This is a genomic window from Hymenobacter psychrophilus, from assembly GCF_900107135.1.
Lineage (GTDB): Bacteria > Bacteroidota > Bacteroidia > Cytophagales > Hymenobacteraceae > Hymenobacter > Hymenobacter psychrophilus.
Genome location: NZ_FNOV01000012.1, coordinates 30,238 through 45,940, shown reverse-complemented (window position 1 = coordinate 45,940; position 15,703 = coordinate 30,238). Strand labels below are relative to the sequence as shown.

The 15,703-nt window shown below is 62.7% G+C and carries 13 protein-coding genes; 7 read left to right on the top strand and 6 right to left on the bottom strand.

Translation table 11 applies throughout. The features are described 5' to 3' along the window. Positions 1–32: 32 nt before the first annotated feature. The 5 genes from BLW21_RS16930 to BLW21_RS16910 all read left to right on the top strand — a co-directional run bounded on the left by BLW21_RS16930 (position 33) and on the right by BLW21_RS16910 (position 4,836). Positions 33–539 carry a nucleoside deaminase gene (locus BLW21_RS16930; RefSeq protein ID WP_092742256.1) on the top strand — a complete coding sequence of 169 codons (507 nt, stop codon included), beginning with the start codon at positions 33–35 and terminating at the stop codon, positions 537–539. A gap of 149 nt (positions 540–688) precedes the next feature. Further along, positions 689–1,294 carry a DUF4136 domain-containing protein gene (locus tag BLW21_RS16925; protein ID WP_092742253.1) on the top strand — a complete coding sequence of 202 codons (606 nt, stop codon included), beginning with the start codon at positions 689–691 and terminating at the stop codon, positions 1,292–1,294. A gap of 225 nt (positions 1,295–1,519) precedes the next feature. Next, complete coding sequence (locus BLW21_RS16920; RefSeq protein WP_092742250.1) at positions 1,520–2,644, top strand: fatty acid desaturase family protein; 1,125 nt, start codon at positions 1,520–1,522, stop codon at positions 2,642–2,644. A 125-nt stretch (positions 2,645–2,769) separates the two neighbouring features. Further along, a complete protein-coding gene (locus BLW21_RS16915; protein WP_092742247.1) occupies positions 2,770–3,723 on the top strand; it encodes a hypothetical protein in 954 nt (317 codons plus the stop codon). A 48-nt stretch (positions 3,724–3,771) separates the two neighbouring features. Then, positions 3,772–4,836: an MJ1255/VC2487 family glycosyltransferase gene (locus tag BLW21_RS16910; RefSeq protein WP_092742244.1), complete on the top strand. Its 1,065-nt coding sequence runs from the start codon at positions 3,772–3,774 to the stop codon at positions 4,834–4,836. Positions 4,837–4,857: 21 nt separating this feature from the next. Here the strand turns inward: BLW21_RS16910 and BLW21_RS16905 are convergent, their stop codons facing one another. Further along, positions 4,858–5,466: an HD domain-containing protein gene (locus BLW21_RS16905; protein WP_092742240.1), complete on the bottom strand. Its 609-nt coding sequence runs from the start codon at positions 5,464–5,466 to the stop codon at positions 4,858–4,860. 195 nt (positions 5,467–5,661) lie between these two features. On the opposite strand from BLW21_RS16905, the gene BLW21_RS22095 reads away from it, so the two are divergent. Continuing rightward, positions 5,662–8,382 carry a cyclic nucleotide-binding domain-containing protein gene (locus BLW21_RS22095; RefSeq protein WP_092742237.1) on the top strand — a complete coding sequence of 907 codons (2,721 nt, stop codon included), beginning with the start codon at positions 5,662–5,664 and terminating at the stop codon, positions 8,380–8,382. Between the two features lie 88 nt (positions 8,383–8,470). Here BLW21_RS22095 and BLW21_RS16895 read toward each other — a convergent pair whose 3' ends face one another. From BLW21_RS16895 to BLW21_RS21265, 5 genes are all read right to left on the bottom strand, one after another. Next, complete coding sequence (locus tag BLW21_RS16895) at positions 8,471–9,517, bottom strand: adenylate/guanylate cyclase domain-containing protein (RefSeq protein WP_092742234.1); 1,047 nt, start codon at positions 9,515–9,517, stop codon at positions 8,471–8,473. After that, the gene (locus tag BLW21_RS16890; protein WP_092742231.1) at positions 9,517–9,924 is read right to left on the bottom strand and encodes a response regulator; all 408 of its coding nucleotides are present in this window, start codon (positions 9,922–9,924) and stop codon (positions 9,517–9,519) included. Before BLW21_RS16890 ends, BLW21_RS16895 begins: the two co-directional genes overlap by 1 nt. 93 nt (positions 9,925–10,017) lie before the next feature. Beyond that, positions 10,018–11,421, bottom strand: a complete 1,404-nt coding sequence (locus BLW21_RS16885) for a sensor histidine kinase (RefSeq protein ID WP_092742229.1) — start codon at positions 11,419–11,421, stop codon at positions 10,018–10,020. A 77-nt stretch (positions 11,422–11,498) separates the two neighbouring features. After that, complete coding sequence (locus tag BLW21_RS16880) at positions 11,499–13,034, bottom strand: ATP-binding protein (protein WP_245711941.1); 1,536 nt, start codon at positions 13,032–13,034, stop codon at positions 11,499–11,501. A gap of 22 nt (positions 13,035–13,056) precedes the next feature. Continuing rightward, entirely contained in the window at positions 13,057–13,251 is a 195-nt protein-coding gene (locus tag BLW21_RS21265; RefSeq protein WP_139255271.1) for a hypothetical protein, read from the bottom strand. Between the two features lie 359 nt (positions 13,252–13,610). Here BLW21_RS21265 and BLW21_RS16870 point away from each other — a divergent pair, with 359 nt between their 5' ends. Further along, a complete protein-coding gene (locus BLW21_RS16870) occupies positions 13,611–15,608 on the top strand; it encodes a peptidylprolyl isomerase (RefSeq protein WP_092742223.1) in 1,998 nt (665 codons plus the stop codon). Positions 15,609–15,703: the final 95 nt, after the last annotated feature.

Genomic DNA, 15,703 nt, shown 5'->3' with positions numbered 1-15,703 from the left:
AATCCCTCGTAACGCGCCTGTTGCTACCAGTCATGCCCGCCACTCCTCAGCCATTCACTGCCGCCGACTTGCCCCACCTGCGCCATTGCCTGCAACTGGCCGAAGAAGCCCTACTAGCCGGCGACGAGCCGTTTGGCTCGGTGCTGGTGGGTGGCGATGGTCAGGTGCTGGCCACGGCCCGCAACCGGGTGAACGAGCTGAATAACCTGGCCCACCCCGAGGTGGAGCTGGTGCGTTGGGCCGGCGAAAACCTGTCGGAAGAGGAGCGGCGGGCGGCTACGCTCTACACCAGCGGCGAGCATTGCCCCATGTGCGCGGCCGCCCACGGCTGGCTGGGTCTGGGGCCGATTGTATACCTGAGCTCGGCCCGGCAGCTGCAGCAGTGGCTGCAGGAAGCCGGTGCTCCGGCCGCACCCATCAACTTCCTACCGGTGCAGGAGCTGATTAAAGAGGTGGAGGTGCGCGGACCGGGCAGTGGCGAACTGCTGGAGCAGATCAAGAAGTTGCAGCTACGCTACCATACCCGCCGCAACGAGTAGATGCCCGGGCCGTGGGCAGCCACTGGGGCCGCTTACGGTCGGTAAGATGAAAGCAGGGAAATAATTCTCTTTAAGTCTGACTTTCAATTTGATAAACACAAGCTATTTCGTAGTTTAGGAAGTACGACTCACCGGCTTTCTCTGTGCTTATGAACTGGACGACTACTTTGCTGGCTGGTGCCAGTTTGCTATTATCGGGCTGCCTGTTGTCGCAGGAGGCCCGCGTCGAATCTGACTATAGTTACGCCGGCCAGTTCCGGCGCTACCGCACCTACGAGTTTGTCAGCGGCGAAGGCCTCAATGCTGATAGCAGCCGGTTGGGTGAGGCCGTGCGCGACGCCATTCGCTCCCGCCTGAAGGTGCAGGGCTACCATCTGGCCCGCCGCCGGCCCGATCTGCTGATCAGTTTCCGGCTTTTTGAAGGCGATATGCGCTTCCGCGGATATCAGCAGGAGGATTTCACCAAGTGGGTGAAAAACGGTTATACGGAGGACGAAAACACGCCCAAAGATGCCCGCAAAGGCTACCAGCCAGTGCGGCTGCTGCTTTCGGAAGGTACGCTGCTCGTTACGCTCATCGACAACCGCTCGAACCGGGCCATCTGGAACGGCTATGCCTCGGGCGTGAGTGTGCCGCCCGGCCCGCGGGGTGAGGTGGTGTTGCGCCGCTCGGTACGCTCTATTTTCGATCAGTACCACGTGTTTACGGCCGGCTACCTAAACGGCCAGAGCCCGGCCGGCTCCGACGAGGACTAAGCCCTACGGCCCTGGCCGTCGAACCAAAGCCCCCCCTTCACGGTTTAGGGCTCAGCTTAGGCCCCTGTAGCAATTCAGGGCTTGAATAGCAGAAGAAGGCGGTTGCCTCCGACCACCGGGTCGGAGCAATAACGCTACCTTCGTGGCAGTCCGCCAACCGGCGGCTGGCCAAATTCACCCCTGTAGCAGAGTAGCTCTGCTGCTGTTCCACAGCATCAAAGCCACATGACAACAAAGCCCCTCCGGTTTACCAACGTTCAGCGTTCCACGTTTTTTGCCACGGTTCGTGAGCGGGCCGACGCCTATTTTCGCGACAACCAGCTCTCGCGCCACGCCAACGGCGCCATGTGGGCCAAAACCATCTTCTTCCTGTCGGCCTTCGTGCTCACCTACGGGCTGATCGTCTCCAACCAGTTCAGCGTGCCCGTTATGGCCGGGCTGGCGGCAGTGCTCGGGGCCATCTGCGCCTTTATCGGTTTCAATGTGTGCCACGATGCGCTGCACGGCTCGTTTTCGGCCAACAAGCGCGTGAACAAGGGGCTGGGACTGATCTTCAACCTGATTGGCGCTAGCCCCTACGTGTGGAACATTACCCACAACGTGGTGCACCACACCTACACCAACATTGCCGGCCACGACGAAGACATTGAGGTAGCGCCCGGTCTGGTGCGGCTCGACGCAACTGAGCCAGTGCGCCGGATTCAGCGGTATCAGCACTGGTACGCATTTTTGCTCTACGGGCTGGCTTCGCTCTCGTGGGTGCTGCGCAAGGATTATAAAAAGTTCTTCCAGCCGAAAATCGGGCAGCAGGTGGCCAACCATCCGCGTCGCGAGTATTTCAACCTGTTCTTTTACAAAGCCGTTTACTACGTGTTGTTTATTGTGGTGCCACTGGTGGTGCTCGATATTACGTGGTGGCAGTGGGCGTTGGGCTTTGTGCTGATGCACTTCGTGGAAGGCCTAACGCTGGGCCTCGTGTTTCAGCTGGCCCATGTGGTAGAGGGCACGGCTTTCCCGCTACCCGACGAGCAGAACGACATGCGCGAGGCCTGGGCCGTGCACCAGCTGCGCACTACGGCCAACTTCTCGCCCGACAGCTGGCTGGCCAGCTTCTTGTGCGGCGGCCTCAACCGCCAGATTGAGCATCACCTGTTCCCCAAGGTCTGCCACATCCATTACCCGGCTTTGGCCCGCATCGTGCGCGAAACGGCCCATGAGTTCGACCTGCCTTACCTGGAAAACCCCACGTTTGTGGGCGCACTGCAGTCGCACCGGCGGGTGTTGCGGCAATTGGGGGCCGAGGCTTGGGCTACGGCGCATCAACCTTCGCGGCCGCAGGTAGCAGCGTAGTCCGGCTGGCGTGGCCGAGGCGCATGGGCCGCAACTGGAAGCCGGATTTCCGCTCTGCCCAATAAAAAGTACCTTCGGCCCGGTTTTGGCCCGGCGGGGCCAACAGAACCTTTCTGCGCCCCTTTATGAAGATGACTTTTTCCCGGCGCTGGGTCGCCGGGCTGCTGGCGGGTACCGCCGGCCTGTTGGCTGCTGGCTGCACCGCACCGCGGGCTATTGTGAGCACGGGTAAAGTAACGCCCCGGGGCGAGTTTCGGGTAGGGGGCAACCTTGCTTTCAACGTGCCCACCGAAACCATTAGTAAGGCGGGCTCCACGCTCAAATCGGCCGCCCGCGACCTGGCCACCAAGGCCGCCACCGACACGGTGCGCTACAACCAGACCGTTGAGAAGCTGCAAGTGGCCGCCATTGCTTTCGCCCTCGACCCGGTGCGGCCCTCGTCGGACTTGTACCTGCGCTACGGCGTTATCGAGCGGCTCGATGTGGGCTATAAGTATGCTTTCGGCTCGCACATATTCGATGCCATGTACCAGTTTCTGGGGCCGGTGGGTACGGTAGAAAACCCAGGCACCCGCCAGGCCGGCGTCACCTACGCCAGCATCGGCCTGCAGTACGCTACCCAGCGCACCAAGCTGCCCAGTATTCCCTTTTTCGACGATATAAACGCACTGCTGGGTTTCCGGGCCTCGCGCCACGACCTGATTGTGCCGCTGGTGTTCAGCCAGTCGTTGGGTGCGGAGGAGGAAATCGGGGCCATTTCCTACGGGGTGGTGTACGCCCATACTTTCCTGCGCTACGGCCTGACGCCGGGCAGCCTGTTCAACGGGCCGGGCAGCGGCTTCGTGACGGGTAAGGTGCCTGAGCTACCCACGGTTCGGCAGAATTTTGGCTCGTATGGGGTGTTCTTCAACGCCAAGCTTGGTTACCGCTACGCCTACGTCATCCCGGCGCTGTCGGTCTACTACCAGAACTATGGCGAATACCAGCTGCTCAACAACAAAACGGCCAAGCTCAGCGGCGTAACGTTCATTCCGAGCCTGGGTGTGCAGTTCCGCATTCCCGGCTCCTCGCGGCGGTAAACGGTAATTTTAAGTCAGGATAACGTTATTCAGTCAGCGCTTCAGCCGATGAAAATTCTGTACGGAGTGCCCGGCGAGGGGCTGGGGCACGCTACCCGCAGCAAGGTGGTTATCGGGCATTTGCTCAGACAGGGCCACGAGGTGCGGGTGGTGAGCAGCGCGCGGGCCTATCAGCTGCTGGCCGCCGCCTTTCCGGGTGGGCAGGTGCACGAGATAAAGGGCTTCCATCTGGCCTATAAGAACATTACCGTGTCGAAGTCGCGCACGGCGGCCCTCACGCTGCGCTCGGCCCCGGAGAACCTGCGGGTCAACTTCGGTAAGTACCGCGAGCTGCTACGCGACTTCGAGCCCGAAGTGGTGATTTCCGACTTTGAGTCGTTCAGCTATTTCTATGCTCAATGGAAGGACCTGCCGGTTATCAGCATTGATAATATGCAGATAATCAGCCGGGCAACGCTGGATGTGGCTGTGCCGGCCGCCGAGCGGGGCAACCTGGCGCTGGCCCGCCGCATTGTGCAGGCCAAGCTGCCCCGGAGCCACCATTACCTGATTAGCACGTTTTTCCGGCTGCCGCTCTGTAAGGAGCGCACCACGCTGGTACCGCCCATTCTGCGGCCCGAAGTGCTGGCGCTTGCCCCCACCCGCGGAAGCCACGTACTGGTGTACCAGTCGGCTACCACGCAGCAGAACCTGGTGGCCCAACTGCAGCAGCTGCCGAACCAGGAATTTCGGGTGTACGGCTTCAACCGCGAGGAAAGCCACGGCAACGTGCAGCTACGGGCCTTCAGCGAGGCCGGTTTCCTGGCCGATCTGGCCAGCGCCCGGGCCGTGGTTACCAACGGCGGTTTCTCGCTCATCAGCGAGGCCGTGTACCTGCGCAAGCCCATCTGCGCAATGCCCATTCCGGCGCAGTTCGAGCAGTTTCTCAATGCGGCTCAGGTCGAGAAGCTTGGCTACGGCCGGCACTTTGCCAGCCTCACCCCCGACAACCTCAAGGCCTTTCTCTACGACTTACCGGCCTTCGAGGCCACCCTGCAGGCCTACGAGCAGCGCGGCAACGAAGCGCTGTTTGCGGTGCTGGAAGAGGTGCTGGCGAGTAGCAGAACGATGTAGGGGCGGGGCTTGTATCCGCGCCTATATCGTTCTGTCTGCCAGGCTCTTCAACTGCTCCCTCACCTCTGCCAACCGGGCCTGTTTGGCGGCTTCGCGGCGGGCAGTGGCAGCGGGCGTCCAGTAATAGTGGCTGCTCAGGAAGCGTATCTGCAGTTCCAGCCAGGCCGTTTCGTCGGGCATGAGGCCGCGGGTACTCAACTCCTCGAACAGCGTCTGGCTGACGGGCCAGAAGTCGGCGGGGCGGCCAAGGTAGTCGAGGTCGGCGTCGCAGAGGATTTGGGCCAGGTGTGAGTCGCCGGGGCACTGGGGCATTTGGGTGGCCATGATAAGCTGGCAAATCAGCCCGACCTGCGCTGCGGAGTAGCCGAAGCCGGGCAGCACCCGCCGGGCCAGGGCGCAGCTGGCGGCTTCGTGGCCCTGGTAGGTGGTCAGGAAGCCCGCGTCGTGATAAAGCGCCGCCGTGCGCAGCAGGGCCAGCTCTTCGGCATCGGTAACGCCTTCGGCCCGGGCCAGCGACTCGGCCTGCTGTACTACATCGAGCGTGTGGTGCAGGCCGTGGTAGCGCAGCGTAGGGGAGAGGTGCCGGCGCAGCTGGTCGAGCACGTAGGTTTCGGCGCGGAGGCAATCCATTTGGGTTTGAGCTGTTAGCTTTTAGCTGATAGCCGTTAGCTGGCCGGGAATAGGTGGCCGCTTTCGGCCTGAAAGGTAAGGAGTTGGTTTGAAGCGTTGGCTATTTAGGGCTTTGCGTGGGTTGTTCTTTGTAGTTTGCCCGCCGCAAGCTGTAATTTGCCGCTATCAGCTAAAAGCTATTAGCTTAACCAAAAAATGACCTTTCTCGCCCGCTGGCAGCAACTATTAGGGATTCGGCCGGAAGAAGGCCGCTCGGTAGGGCTGTTCTTTCTGCATAACTTCCTGCTCGGCATCGGCACCATTCTGGTGTACGTGGCGGCCAACGTTATTCTGCTCGAAAATCATCCTGAAACCAGCCTGCCGCTGGCCTACGGGGCTTCGGCCCTGGCCATGCTGGGGGCCGGGCAGGTGTACGCGCACTACGAGCACCACCTGGGCCTGCAACGCGTAGCCGTGCGGGTGCTGCTGGCGGTAATTGTGCTGATGGCCGTGCTGGGGGTGCTGGTGGCGTTCGGCGAGTCGGTGGCGGCGGCGGTGGCTATTATGGCCGGCTACCGGGTTATCTATCTGCTCACCAACCTCGAATTCTGGGGCGTGTCGGCGGTGGTATTTGATGTGCGGCAGGGGCGGCGGCTGTTCAGCGTTATCAGCTCGGGCGATATGCCGGCCAAGGCCCTGGGGGCCGTGCTGGCCATATTAGTACACCACCATGCCGAGCTGTTGTGGCTGCTGCTGCTGGCCTTTTTCGCCTACGTGGGGGCACTGTTGGTCGTGCGGGCCACCGGCCGCAGCCACCTCGTGGAAGTACGCTCGACGGCCCGCGCCGTTCGTTCCGAAGTCGTGGCTGCGCCCCTGCGGCGCTGGCTGGGCAGCAGCCGGCTGGTGGGTACCATGTGCCTGAGCATGCTGCTGCTGGCCGCTGTTACCACGGGCATCGAGTACGCTTTTTTTATCAACGTAAAAGAGCGGTTCCACGATCAGGCGCTGGTGATGCGCTACGTGGGCACGGTGCTGGCCCTGACTTACCTGGTGGCCATGCTGCTGAAACTGGGGGTCACTGGCCGGGCCCTCGACTGGCTGGGGCCGCGGCGGGTGCTGCTGGCGCTGCCCCTGGTGCTGCTGGCGGGCTTTGCCTTGTTCGGTCTGAGCGGTAAGCTGGGCAGCTCGGGGCTGCTATTGTACCTGTGCGGGCTATTTCTGGTGCAGGAAGTGCTGCGGCGGGCTTTTTTCGACCCGGTATTCCTGGTGCTGTTCCAGCCGCTGCCCGCTGCCGAGCGGCTGCAGGCCCACACGCTGGCCAAGGGCGTATACGAGCCGCTGGGCCTGGGCCTGGGTGCCCTGCTGCTGCTGGGCCTGCCAACGGCCCTGGGCTGGCAGATTGGCTGGATGCTGGTGCTCACGGTGGGCGCCGGCCTGCTGCTCTACCGCACCTACGGCCATTACCTGGCCGAGCTACACCACGCCGTAGGCCGCCGGTTCAGTGCCGCTCCCGATGCATCGGCGCCCACAACGGCCGGCAGTAATGCCGCCGAAGCCACTACCGATGAAACCCGGATTCCGCTAGGTGTTCGGCCGGCTGCAGTGGCAACTGAGGCCGAAGTAGCGGCCCTGGTGGCGGCGCTGGCCGACAAAAAGACCCGGGCCGCTGCCACCAGGCAGCTGTTGGCCCTCGGCAGTACCGCCCTGCCCACGCTGTGCCGCACGCTGCAGGCCGACTCGGCCGAAGAAGCGGTTGTGCGACGAGCCGCCTACCTGTGCGGGCAGCTGCCAACGCCCGAGAGCCGCCGGGCGCTGGTGCAGTTGGCCCAACAGCCCGCCCTGACCCGCCGCGAAGCCGCCCTGCGGGCCCTGCGCTACCACGCCCCCCACCCGGCCGATGCCCCCGTTTTTCGGGAGTTGCTGGAGCAGGATCTGCAGTTGGCCCGCGAGCTGCTGCACAGCCAGGCAAGGCTGGCGGCCGGCCCGCTGCATCTGGCCCTCGACTATGAGCTGAAGCGGGTGGAGCAGCGGCTATTCGGGCTGCTGCAGCAACTCTACCCGCCCCAGTCCATCCGCGACGCCCAGCGCCACGTGGCCCACGCGGCCCGCGAGCGGCAGGCCAACGCCCTCGAAATTCTCGACAACCTCATCGACCGGCCTACCTACCAAGGCCTGCAAACCCTGCTCGAAGTGGGCTCGCCAGCGGCCAAAGCGGCCCGCTTCGACCGCCTGCTGCCTACTGCTCCGGCATCTGCGTTGCTGTCGGAAAATATGGTGGAGCGCGGCGAAAGTATCTTTACCGACTGGACCGTAAGCCTGGCCCTGCGTCAGCTGCCGCCCGCTCGCACCCGCTTCGCATTGCTGCGGCCGCACTTGGCCTCAGCCAGCCCGCTAGTGCTCGAAAGTGCCCTGGCCGCGCTAATAATCTGGGCCAAAAACCGCCCTGCTGCCTACCATGCGGCCCTCACCGAAAACCCTGCCCTAGCCGACCTGCTCATGAACCACGCCGCCACTGCCGCCCACGTTTCTGCTGCCGACCGGGTGGCCGTGCTGCAGCGTACTGCTCTTTTTGCGGCCACGCCGGCCAATGTGCTCAGCGCCATCGTGCCCATCATGCAGGAGGTGTCGCTGGCGGCCGGCCAGCAGATTTTTGCCCAGGGCGATTTGGGTACGTCGCTGTTTATCGTGCATGAGGGCGAAGTCGGCATCTTCACCGGGGACCGTCAGCTGGCTGCTTTTGGCCCGGGCGACTTCTTCGGCGAGCTGGCCCTGCTCGATGCCGAGCCCCGCTCTGCCGCGGCCCGCGCTTTGGCGCCCACGCTGGCCTTCCGCCTCGACCAGGAAGATTTCTACGACGTGATGGAAGAACGCCCCGAAGTGCTCCGTAACATCCTGCGCGTGCTCTGCCAGCGCCTGAGAAGGCAGAATGAGGCGTAGCGGTGAGATGGTGAGTTGATGTTCGATCAGCCTAGCGGCGCAGGTAGCGCAATCAGTACTGACCGAACATCAACTCACCATTTCACCGCTACGCTACTACCTCGTAAATCATTACCGGCTCGGACTTATTCTTAAGGGCAACTTCCTGCAGCGGCCGACACTGGAAAGACTCTTTCAGCTGCTCGTAGATGGCCTCAGTGACCACAATCTGGCCGGGCTGGGCGGCGGCCTGCAGGCGCTGGCTCACGTTCACGTTGTCGCCGATAACCGTGTAGTCGAGGCGCTTGAGCGAGGCCGAGCCGATATTGCCCGACACCATCTCGCCGGTGTTGATGCCGATGCTGACCAGCGGCTGGTAGGGGCGGCCGTCGGGTAGTGTGTCGTGGTTGGCCTGCACGGCGGCGCGGGCGGCCAGGGCGGCATCTACGGCCCTATCCAGGTGGTATTCGTTGCGGAAGACGGCCATTACGGCATCGCCCATAAACTTGTCGATGTAGCCGCCCTGGGCAATAATCTCCTTCACCATCTGGTCGAAGTAGCGGTTGAGCATCATCACGATATCGGTGGGCGGCAACACTTCCGAGAGCGAAGTAAAGCCGCAGATATCGATAAACACTACGGTGGCCTGCACCGTTTCGGAGGCCATGAGCGTGTTCTTGAACTCGGGCCGGCCCACGAAGTTGAGCACGGTTTCATCCACGTACATGCGCAGGATGTTGTTTTCCTGGATGGCCCGCAACGTCTGGCGCAGCTGCTGCACGTGGCGGGCAGCCTTGTCTACGGTCAGCTCTAGGTCCTGAAAATCCACGGGCTTGGTCACGAAATCGAACGCCCCGCGGTTCATGGCCGTGCGGATGTTGTGCATGTCGCCGTAGGCCGATATCATCACGGTTTTGATGACCGGATTGACTTCCGGCAGGCGGCTGAGCAGCTCCAACCCGTCCATCACCGGCATATTAATGTCGGAGAGGATGATGTCGAAATCGGTTTGCTCGCCTAGCGTATCGAGGGCCTGCTGGCCGTTGTGGGCAAACACAAACTCGTACACATTTTCCCGGATTTTGCGCCGGAATTTCTGCTTGATGAGCAGCTCCAGGTCGGCCTCGTCATCAACTACCAGAATCTTCGTTTTCATTATGAGGGGGCGTCGTCGTTGGCGGCAAGTTGCAGTAATTTCTGCTTGAGAGCGACAAAATCGACGGGTTTTGTTAGAAAGTCGCTGGCTCCCAGTTCTAGGGCCTGCCGGCGGCTGTCCTCGTCGGCGTAGGCCGTCAGCATCATCACCTGGGGGGGCGCGGGCGGGGGGGGAGCGGGGTATTCCTGCCGGATGCGGCCCAGCAGCTCCAGCCCACTCATACCGGGCATATTGATGTCGGACAGAATCAGCACCACTTCTGAGGCGTGCTGGTGCAGGTAGTCGAGCGCCTCCTCGCCCGAGTGGGCAAACGCAAACCGCAGCTGCCCGCCCCGAATTTCGCGTCGGAACCGCTGTTCAAACAGCGCCCGCACATCCAGCTCATCATCCACTACCAAAATATTCATACAAGTAAAGGTATAGCAGTTGTCAGCTGTTTAGTGAGTCGTTGCTTGTTCTTTACTACTAACGGTCGATGGCCCGCTAGCAGCTAAAAAAAATCAGCCGGGCAGCTCGATAATGAATTCGGTTCCCTGTCCTTCCTCGGTTTGCAGGCTGAGCGTACCGTTGTGGCCCTTGGTGATGATGTCGTAGCTGAGCGACAGGCCCAGGCCCGTGCCCTCGCCGGCGGGCTTGGTGGTGAAAAAGGGCTGAAAGATTTTCTGGCGCACCGCCGCCGGGATGCCCGTGCCGTTGTCGCGCACCCTTATTTCTACCGCGCCCGACGCACGGTGCAGCGTGCTTACCTCCACGGTAGGCGTGTAACCGGGCTCCCCAAGCTCCTTGCGCTTTTGCACGGCGTAAAAAGCGTTGGTGAACAGGTTGAGCAGCACCCGTCCCAGGTCCTGGGGCACCACGTCAACGCTTTTTAGGTCGGGGTCGAAGAAGGTGGTAAGCGTGGCGTTGAAGGATTTATTTTTGGCGCGCAGGCCGTGGTAGGCCAGGCGCAGATATTCGTCGGCGAGCTGGTTGAGGTTGGTGGGGGCCCGCTCGCCGGAGCTGGCGCGGCTGTGTTCGAGCATGCCGCGCACGATGCTGGCCGCCCGCTGCCCGTGGTGCGTAATCTTGGTCAGGTTCTGCTCCAGATCGGTCAGCAGCTCCGCTTCCAGTTCGGTATCTGCTACTACTCCCTTCTGGTGCTCCTCGCGTAGCTCGCCCAGCAGTTCGGCACTCACGTCGGCGAAGTTGGTGACGAAGTTGAGCGGGTTCTGGATTTCGTGGGCAATGCCGGCCGTCAGCTCGCCCAGGCTGGCCATCTTCTCGCTCTGAATAAGCTGGCTCTGCGTGGCCTTCAGCTGCTGTAACGTGGTGCGCAGCTCCTCCGTCTGCCGGTTGAGCGAAGCCGTGCGCTCCTCAACCAACTGTTCCAATTCCTGATTGCGGAATTTGATCCGGGCTTCCAGTTCGCGCTCCAACTGCTCCTGCTGCAGTATGCGCTGCTGTTTGTACGCCACCAGTGTGCCCACCACCAGCCAGGCGATGCTGAAAAACCAGTATACATCCGCGGGCTTTCCGTAGTCTATCAGGCTGCTGAGGGTATCTCCGGCGGTTATCGGCAGCGTGTAAAGGGCGAGTTTGGCCAGCGCCTGAAGCGCGAATGGAGCCAGGGCTACCAGTAGGGTGCGGGCCGGCCGTAAAGCCCGCATCCGGATCAGGACCACGCCGGCCAGCAGCACCATTAGTCCCACGTAAACCGCATCAAGCAGCCAGTGAACATCCGTATCCCAGCGGCTGCCAACGGTTTCCAGTACCACAAGCAGCGGTACGGCCAGCACCCAGAGGTACTTCAGCAGCCAGTTGAGCCGCGGTGCCCGCTCGGGTAGCTCCAGAAAATGCCGTAGCGCCAGGAAAATGAACAGCGAGACAAGGATGCTGGGTATCGGCGGGAAAATGATCAACTTCATAAGCGAGCACTAGAGGGCTAAGGTGGGAGGCTTATGAAATGAAGCAATTATAAAGGGGGCACCAGCAACTGCGAAAATCAGCCGGGCAGCTCGATAATAAATTCGGTGCCCTGTCCTTCCTCAGTTTGCAGGCTGAGCGTGCCGTTGTGGCCCTTGGTGATGATGTCGTAGCTGAGCGACAGGCCCAGGCCCGTGCCCTCGCCGGCGGGCTTGGTGGTGAAAAAGGGCTGAAAGATTTTCTGGCGCACCGCCGCCGGAATGCCCGTGCCGTTGTCGCGCACCCTTATTTCTACCGCGCCCGACGCACGGTGCAGCGTGCTTACCTCCACGGTAGGCGTGTAACCGGGCTCCCCAAGCTCCTTGCGCTTTTGCACGGCGTAAAAAGCGTTGGTGAACAGGTTGAGCAGCACCCGTCCCAGGTCCTGGGGCACCACGTCAACGCTTTTTAGGTCGGGGTCGAAGAAGGTGGTAAGCGTGGCGTTGAAGGATTTATTTTTGGCACGCAGTCCGTGGTAAGCTAGGCGCAGATATTCGTCGGCGAGCTGGTTGAGGTTGGTGGGGGCCCGCTCGCCGGAGCTGGCGCGGCTGTGTTCGAGCATGCCGCGCACGATGCTGGCCGCCCGCTGCCCGTGGTGCGTAATCTTGGTCAGGTTCTGACGCAGATCGGTCAACAGCTCGGTTTCCAGCCCCAGGTCGCGCGTGGGGCGCTGCTGCTCTTCTTCCAGCTCGTGGAGCAGCTCGGTGCTCACATCGGCGAAGTTGGTAACGAAGTTGAGCGGGTTCTGAATTTCGTGGGCAATACCGGCCGTCAGTTCGCCCAGGCTAGCCATTTTCTCGCTCTGAATAAGCTGGGCCTGCGTAATGCGCAGCTCCTCCAGCGTTTCGCGCAGCTCCTCCGTCTGCCGGGTGAGCGAGGCCGTACGCTCGGCCACCATTTGCTCCAGGGCAGCGTTCTGGGCCTCTATGCGCTGCTTTTCGAGGGCGGCGGCCTCGCGCTCCAGTCGTTCCTTCTCTGCCTGCTTCTTGTGGCTGCGGGCAATAAAGATGAAGACAAATAGCCACAGCCAACTGAACCCTTCCGCCGACTGAAACCCATCTTTGTAGAAGCGCACGGTGTTCGGCAGGAACACGAACATAAACATCTCGATGATGGCAAAGACCGTCAGGGGTAAAAACCCCAGCAGCAGCGTGCGGGCCGGGCGGTAGTCGCGCACCTTCAGCAGCACGGCGGCCGTAGCGAGAAGGACCAGCAGTACATAGAAATCGTCGGCCTCCGGGCGCATAACGCGGAAGCCCAGCAGCGCCAGGTAGTACACCGCGCCCAGCATCCAGAACCGGAAGTAAAACCTATTCCATCCAGGAAACCGGTCTTTCAGGTTAACAAAACGACTCACCCCCCGCACCAGCCAAATGCTGAGCAGCACCATCACCACTACGCCGGTGTTGGCGCTAGCTACCTGCTTACCGATTGTGCTGGCATTAGGGCCAAACTTATAAGCAGATTTGGTGGTATCGACTGAAATTGTGGCGCTGTTGCTGTCGTTCCGGACGATAGAAATATCGTTGTCGGAAAGCCTGCTACGAATGCGGATAGTGTCGGGGGGCAGGGCCATAGAACGCAGGTTGAGGGACGCGTCAGGGAGTGGACGGAGCCGGCGCGCTGGCGGCCTGGGTGCTGAACAGCTTCGGCAAGGGCAGCGTGAATACCAGCACAGGATTTTCGGGAATGGCCTCGGCCGCCTTGTTACGGCCGTTTTTCGTGGCCGGTCGTTCGAGCAGGCCGGCAGCTTCGCCTAGGCGGGCCACCAGCGTAGGGAGCGGTAGATGCATGGTAAAAACCCGCTGCTCGCGCCGTTTGGGCGGTGTAGAAGCGGGTTTGGTTTCAGCTGGACTGGGGCGGACCGTCTGCTGAGCCCGCACGGCGGGGGCGCTGAGCAACAGTCCGGAAAACAGTACCAGAAGCACGCGAACGACCGGCATAGAGAATAGCAGCGGAAAGGGTGTAAAGATGCGACGATAAATGGATTTCACCACCTTACGTCGCCAAAAGTTGAGCAAGCGCGCCTCTTGCTAAGCTGAGGGCGGCAGCGGCTCGGGTAGCGAGGTTTCCAAAGAAACGCTGCAGAGCAAGATGCTTTTCGGGCGGCCAGGGTTGCCTTCGGGGCCGGAGTATCTATCTTGGGCCAACCATGACCTACTCCGCTCTTTGCCGAGCCGCCACAGTTGTTGCCACTGTTGCCGCCATCGGTTTGCTGCCTGCCTGCGCCCCCCGCCCGGTTGCCTCCGGCTCCGTGGCCGCCGTGGCTCCCACCAATCAATTCGCCCTCGACAGCACTCTGCGCCGCATTGCCACCCTGCAGGACGAGCGCCGCACTGCCGCGCTGCTGCCTTACCTGAACCACCCCGAAACCCGCTACCGCCAAGCCGCCGCCGAGGCCTTGGCCTCGGTGCAGGACAAGGCCGCCACGCCGCGCCTGCTACTGCTGCTACAGGAAGACGAGGCGCCGCGGGTGCGCCAACTGGCCGCCTACGCCTTAGGCCAAGCCGCCGACTCGACCGCCGAAACCGGCCTGATGCAGCAGCTGCCCCACGAAACCGATGCCGCCACCCGGCGCTACGTGCTCGAAGCGCTGGGCCGCTGCACCAGCCGCGCCGGGCTGGCCGGCCTCACCAAGCTGCCGCCCGCCCTGGCCACCGATACAGCCGCGCTCAGCGGGCAGGCCTGGGGCCTGTACCGCGCCGGGCTGCGGGGCCTCACCTCGGAGGCGGCCGTGGCCCGGTTGGTGCAGCTGCTGGCGGCCGAAAACCCCACCAGCGCCCGGCTGGCTGCCGCCAATGCCCTGGCCCGTACCCGCGGCCTCAACCTGGCCCCCTACGCTGCCGCCCTCGCCGCCGCCGCCCGCACCGACCGGCACTACGCCGTGCGCGCGGGCGTGGCCCAGGCCCTGGCCAAAGCCGCTACCGATGCCAGCGTGCCCGCCAGCCTGGCCGCGCTGGCCCGCCGCGACCCCGACTACCGGGTGCGCCTGAGCGCGCTGCGGGCCATGTCGGCCGCCATGTATGCTCCGGTGAAAGAGGCTGCCTGGGCCGCGCTGACCGATGAAAATGCCCAGGTAGCCCTTACGGCGGCCGAGTTTTTCCTGGCCCACGCAACCAGCGAGCCCGGTCCGGTGCTGCTCGAAAAAGCGCAGGCCTTGCCCGAGTGGCGGGTGCGGGCCACCCTGCTGGCCGCCGCCCTGCGCCAGCCCGGCCCCGGCCGCGAAGCCATCCGCCGGGCCGTGCAGGAGCGCTATTCGGCCTCCCCTGATGCCTATGAAAAGGGTTACCTGTTGAAAGCGCTGGGGGAAGATCCGGCGGCTTTCGACTTTGTGCGCGAGGCCACCTTTGCGCCGGGCCGCTCGTTGGTGGTGGGTACCTACGGAATGGAGGCGCTGGTAGCCCAGCGCCGGCTGCCCGACTTTCCGGCCGGCCGCCAACCCGATTTCGCGCTGGTGCTGCGCCAGGGCGTGCTCGGCGGCGACGTAGCTCAGTTGGGCCTGGCCGCCGAAGCCATCCGCGACCCGAAGCTGAACCTGCGCCGCCTGCTGCCCAACACCGATTTCCTGGTAGCGGCCCGCCGCAAGCTGGTGCTGCCCCGCGACCTGGAAGCCTGGCAGTCGTTGCAGCAGACCATCGACTACCTGCGCGGCGCCACGCCTACGCCGGTGCCGGTGGCGCGGGCCGCCAGCCACCCCATTCCGTGGGATGTGGTGATGGCGCTGCCGGCCGTTCCGCGGGCCATCGTGCGCACCAGCAAGGGAAACGTGGTGCTACGCCTGCTCGTGAACGAGGCGCCCGGCTCCGTGGCCAGCTTCGTGCAGCTTATTCGGGCGGGTTTTTATGATGGCAAGAATTTCCACCGGGTGGTGCCCAACTTCGTGGCCCAGGGTGGCTGCCCCCGCGGCGACGGTTGGGGTAGCACCGACTATAACCTGCGCTCCGAGTTTGCCGACTTGCACTACGGCGAAGGAGCAGTGGGCCTGGCTTCGGCCGGCAAAGACACCGAAAGCTGCCAGTGGTTCATCACCCACGCCCCCACGCCTCACCTCGACGGCCGTTATACCATCTTCGCCCAGGTAATTGAAGGTATGGATGTAGTAAGTCGCCTCGAAATCGGTGACCGGATTGATAAGGTAGAACTGCAGTAACCATTAGGTTCATTCCGGCCTTTGCCAGTCGGCCACCGGAGTTGCGTGGTGGCCATGTCAGGCAGATGAGTCGTCCTGTTGCGCTTGTATTATTT

What these genes read in the sequence shown, in the direction of transcription:
- BLW21_RS22095 (WP_092742237.1), top strand. Translation starts at nt 5,662, where the DNA reads ATGACCTTTCTCGCCCGCTGGCAGCAACTATTAGGGATTCGGCCGGAA.
- BLW21_RS16925 (WP_092742253.1), top strand. Translation starts at nt 689, where the DNA reads ATGAACTGGACGACTACTTTGCTGGCTGGTGCCAGTTTGCTATTATCG.
- BLW21_RS16895 (WP_092742234.1), bottom strand. Translation starts at nt 9,517, where the DNA reads ATGAAAACGAAGATTCTGGTAGTTGATGACGAGGCCGACCTGGAGCTG.
- BLW21_RS16930 (WP_092742256.1), top strand. Translation starts at nt 33, where the DNA reads ATGCCCGCCACTCCTCAGCCATTCACTGCCGCCGACTTGCCCCACCTG.
- BLW21_RS16920 (WP_092742250.1), top strand. Translation starts at nt 1,520, where the DNA reads ATGACAACAAAGCCCCTCCGGTTTACCAACGTTCAGCGTTCCACGTTT.
- BLW21_RS16910 (WP_092742244.1), top strand. Translation starts at nt 3,772, where the DNA reads ATGAAAATTCTGTACGGAGTGCCCGGCGAGGGGCTGGGGCACGCTACC.
- BLW21_RS21265 (WP_139255271.1), bottom strand. Translation starts at nt 13,251, where the DNA reads ATGCATCTACCGCTCCCTACGCTGGTGGCCCGCCTAGGCGAAGCTGCC.
- BLW21_RS16890 (WP_092742231.1), bottom strand. Translation starts at nt 9,924, where the DNA reads ATGAATATTTTGGTAGTGGATGATGAGCTGGATGTGCGGGCGCTGTTT.
- BLW21_RS16915 (WP_092742247.1), top strand. Translation starts at nt 2,770, where the DNA reads ATGAAGATGACTTTTTCCCGGCGCTGGGTCGCCGGGCTGCTGGCGGGT.
- BLW21_RS16880 (WP_245711941.1), bottom strand. Translation starts at nt 13,034, where the DNA reads ATGGCCCTGCCCCCCGACACTATCCGCATTCGTAGCAGGCTTTCCGAC.
- BLW21_RS16885 (WP_092742229.1), bottom strand. Translation starts at nt 11,421, where the DNA reads ATGAAGTTGATCATTTTCCCGCCGATACCCAGCATCCTTGTCTCGCTG.
- BLW21_RS16870 (WP_092742223.1), top strand. Translation starts at nt 13,611, where the DNA reads ATGACCTACTCCGCTCTTTGCCGAGCCGCCACAGTTGTTGCCACTGTT.
- BLW21_RS16905 (WP_092742240.1), bottom strand. Translation starts at nt 5,466, where the DNA reads ATGGATTGCCTCCGCGCCGAAACCTACGTGCTCGACCAGCTGCGCCGG.